Source organism: Microcystis sp. LE18-22.4A (assembly GCF_027531105.1).
GTDB classification, from domain to species: Bacteria; Cyanobacteriota; Cyanobacteriia; order Cyanobacteriales; family Microcystaceae; genus Microcystis; species Microcystis aeruginosa.
The window spans coordinates 1-4,122 of record NZ_JAPZRB010000305.1; the positions used below are offsets into that span (position 1 = coordinate 1).

The 4,122-nt window shown below is 41.3% G+C and carries 2 protein-coding genes; one reads left to right on the forward strand and one right to left on the reverse strand.

Annotated features, from left to right (window positions below; translation table 11 throughout):
• Positions 1–149 precede the first annotated feature (149 nt).
• On the reverse strand, positions 150–2,870 hold the full coding sequence (locus O9295_RS13865) for a valine--tRNA ligase (RefSeq protein WP_288033382.1): 2,721 nt from the start codon (positions 2,868–2,870) through the stop codon (positions 150–152).
• Positions 2,871–3,251: 381 nt separating this feature from the next.
• On the opposite strand from O9295_RS13865, the gene O9295_RS13870 reads away from it, so the two are divergent.
• On the forward strand, positions 3,252–3,842 hold the full coding sequence (locus tag O9295_RS13870) for a Uma2 family endonuclease (protein ID WP_288033383.1): 591 nt from the start codon (positions 3,252–3,254) through the stop codon (positions 3,840–3,842).
• Positions 3,843–4,122 lie beyond the last annotated feature (280 nt).

Sequence of the window (4,122 nt, forward strand, 5' to 3'; positions counted from 1 at the left end):
ACCGCCGACACCATCGGTCAAAGCATGGGGGCATCGCGGCTGGGGTTGTCTCTTTCATCGCTGCTCTTTCAACGTAAAGTGCTTACTCTTTAACGATTATACTCGATTTGATCTTTATTTGGCGTTTAAGTCCCATTAGTACAAAATGACTATTGCAGACGTTTTAAGCGTTCTTGGAGAATTTGGGCTTGTTTTTCGGCCTCCGCTAAAGCTTGCTTCGTTTTTTGGATTAAAGCTTCTGGAGCTTTTTCGACAAAGCTAGGTTTATTCAGGCGATCGCTCAAACTCTTGATTTCCCCTTCTACCTTAGCTAGATTTTTCGCTAATTTCCCAGCCAATACCGATATATCAACCAATCCGGACAGGGGGATGAGGATTTCTACCGTAGCGACAACACCGGCGATCGCTTGATTGACTTCCTCGGTTAATTTGGCCGTCAAAATTAACTTTTCGATCTTGGCCAAGTCCTTTAAGTACACTTGTCCGCGTTGCAAAATAGCTAATTCTTGGCTGTTTTCTGTCTGTAAAATTGCCGTGATCGTTGCCCCCGGTTTAATCCCCGCTTCGGCCCGCAAATTACGCAAAACCCGAATACTTTCAATTAATAAATCAAAAGTATTTTCTAAGTCTAGATCGATCAGAGAACTATCAGCTATTGGATAGGTTTCTAAAGCCAAAACCTGCTGATTTTCTTGGGTTAAATTATGCCAAATTTCTTCGGTAATATGGGGCATAAAAGGATGTAATAGTTTTAATGTCCCTGCCAAGATAAAAGCCAAAGTTTGCCGGGCCGTAGCACAGGAAACCGATTCTTTATCCTTCCATAAACGAGTTTTCACTAACTCGATATACCAATCACAGAAATCGCGCCAGATAAATTCGTATAGACCTTTTGCCGCTTCCCCCATGCCATAATTTTCTAGATAATCTCTAGTTTTTTGCACTGTTTGATGATAACGAGATAAAATCCAGCGATCGGCTAATTCTAAATTTTCTAAAACTGGTTCACCCAATTCTTCTGGGGTTTTTCCCTCCAGATTCATCATGACAAAACGGGAAGCATTCCAAATTTTATTGGCAAAATTTCGGGCCGCTTCTACGGATTCCGATTCATCGGTTTTACGGTTATATTGCAGACTGATATCCTGTCCTGCTCCTGCCACTTCTCGAATTAAGGTATATCGTAAAGCATCGGTTCCATATTTATCAATTAAAATTAGGGGATCGATGCCGTTATTGGCAGATTTAGACATCTTTTTGCCGTTTTCATCCCTAACTAAGCCGTGAATATACACATCTTTAAAAGGCATTTGTCCCGTAAAATAGCCCGCCATCATCGTCATTCTGGCCACCCAGAAAAAGATAATATCAAAACCAGTGACGAGGGTTGTGGTGGGATAATAGGTGTCTAGATCAAGGGTTTTTTCTGGCCATCCCATAGTCGAAAATGGCCACAATCCCGAGGAAAACCAAGTATCTAAAACATCGGGGTCTTGTTGAAGAATTATATCCTCTCCATACTCCTGTTTAGCCTTGGCTAAAGCGGAGGTTTCATCCTGGGCAACGACGAAGGGAGTATGGTTAGTAATTTCGTTATTAGTTTCACTGATAATGTACCAAGCGGGAATTTGATGACCCCACCACAGTTGTCGAGAAATACACCAATCTTTTAGTTTAACTAACCAATCACGATAAACTTTTGTCCATCTTTCTGGCACAAAACGGGGCGAGTTTTCCTGGTCTAAACAGGCTAAAGCTTTTGTGGCTAAAGGTTCGATTTTAACGAACCATTGGGTAGATAAAAGGGGTTCCACGGGAACTTTACCTCGATCGCTATAGGGGACGCTATGGCGATAGGCTTCAATCTTAACTAAAAAGCCGTCTTCATCGAGTTTTTTAACGACATTTTTGCGGGCAACAAAACGATCTTGACCTGCGAATATTCCGGCATTTTCGTTTAAACTGCCGTCTAAATTCATGATATTAATAAAGGCTAAATTATGGCGTTTACCCATCTCAAAATCCTTGGGATCGTGGGCCGGCGTAACTTTGACGCAACCGGTTCCGAATTCCAGATCCACTAATTCATCGGCAATAATGGGGATTTCTCGCCCCATTATCGGTAAAGTGACGGTTTTGCCGATTAAATGGTGATAACGGCGGTCTTGCGGGTTGACAGCTACACCAGCATCACCGAGCATGGTTTCGGGCCTTGTGGTGGCTACTTGAAGATAACCGCTACCATCACTGAGAGGATAGCGAAAATACCAGAGATTTCCCTCAATGTCCTTGTTTTCTACCTCTAAATCGGAAACGGCCGATCGAGATTCGGGACACCAGTTAACTAAGTATTGACCGCGATAGATTAATCCGTCCTCATAGAGTTTGATAAAAGCAGTACGGACAGCATGGGAAAGTCCCTCATCCATGGTGAAACGTTCCCGCGTCCAATCGACGGATACCCCCAAGCGTCGCAGTTGATTAACAATGGTACTACCAGACTCCTCTTTCCATTGCCAAGCGCGTTCGAGGAATTTTTCCCTTCCTAGTTGATAACGGTCGGTTTTTTCGGCTTTTAATTGGCGATCGAGTATAGCTTGTACTGCAATACTAGCGTGATCCGTACCTGGCAGCCAGAGGGTATTTTTGCCGGTCATGCGCTTGTAGCGAACAAGTGTATCAATCAAGGAACTCTCGAAAGCGTGACCCATGTGGAGACTACCGGTAACATTGGGAGGGGGGATGACTATACAGTAGGTTTCGCCGCCTTTTTCGGGGTTTGCTGTAAATATCTCTTGATTTTCCCAATATTGCTGCCATTTGGTTTCTGTGATCTTGGGATCGTATTGCTTCGATAGTTCCGAGGTCATGATGGGGGGATTCTACAATTCTTAGTTCTTTGTCAATTGTCCCACATTTGGGAGAGATCAAATTCCTGTTTAGTTGCTGGCTAAAAATTTTCAAGAGTCTTATTAAGATAGCTGTTATCTTTGGCTGGGGTAAATATAGCTAATTTCTGGTAACTTTTTTGTATCTCACCAGTATAATAATTGCTATAATCAATTGAGAGAGCTAATCAATAAGTGGGTAGGTATTAAAAACTTTCAGATGCCCCCCTATTAAGGGTAGGGTTGATTCATGAATCAACCCTACTTAATAAGGGGGAGATCGGCACCCCCCTTATTAAGGGGGACAGAGGGGATCGAACCTAAAATCCATTTTTAATTTAATTATAACCAGCTACTTAAATTATGACCATAGCCACAGATAAAAGTACCTATAGCTTTGCCGAATATTTAGAACTAGAGGAAACGGCAGCCTATAAAAATGAGTATCAAGATGGGGAAATCGTACCGATGACAGGAGGCACTACCGATCATAATAAAATTGCTCTCAATTTTGCCGCTTATTTAAAATTTGCCCTCAAAGGACAGAAATATAATATTTTTATCGGTGATGTGAAATTATGGATAGCGCAATATCGTCAAGCAACCTATCCCGATGTGATGCTAATTGAGGGTGAACCGATTTATTATGAAACTGGCAAGACAACTGTTACCAATCCCAGATTAATAGTAGAAGTCCTCTCAAAATCAACTCAAAATTATGACCAGGGCGATAAATTTCTTTATTATCGTTCGCTGCCAGAATTGCAAGAATATATTCTCATTAGTCAAAGTCGTCCATATATCATGCAGTATAACAAAACTGAGGAAAATAAATGGTTATTAACGGAATACGAGGGTGAAAATGCCAGTTTATCTTTAACTTCTGTCAATTTTGCTCTCAGTTTTCAGGAAATTTACGAAGGAGTTACTTTTAATATAAGTAGCTGGTTATAATTAAATTTAAAATGGATTTTAGGTTCGATCCCCCCTTAGTCCTAGGGTTGATTCATAGTAGGGTTGATTCATAGTAGGGTTGATTCATGAATCAACCCTACCTTAATAAGGGTGGTGTCTGATAATTTTTAACGCCTACCTACTTAGGGCTTGCTGAATAAATCTAAAAACCTTGTTGGATAAGACTTTTGGACTTTTTTCCCCTCAAAAAGTACCAGATATGGGAGTGATCAGGGGTAAATTCAGGGACTTTTTCCCTGAAAATTAGGTAATTGACCCC

What these genes read in the sequence shown, in the direction of transcription:
- O9295_RS13865 (WP_288033382.1), bottom strand. Translation starts at nt 2,870, where the DNA reads ATGACCTCGGAACTATCGAAGCAATACGATCCCAAGATCACAGAAACC.
- O9295_RS13870 (WP_288033383.1), top strand. Translation starts at nt 3,252, where the DNA reads ATGACCATAGCCACAGATAAAAGTACCTATAGCTTTGCCGAATATTTA.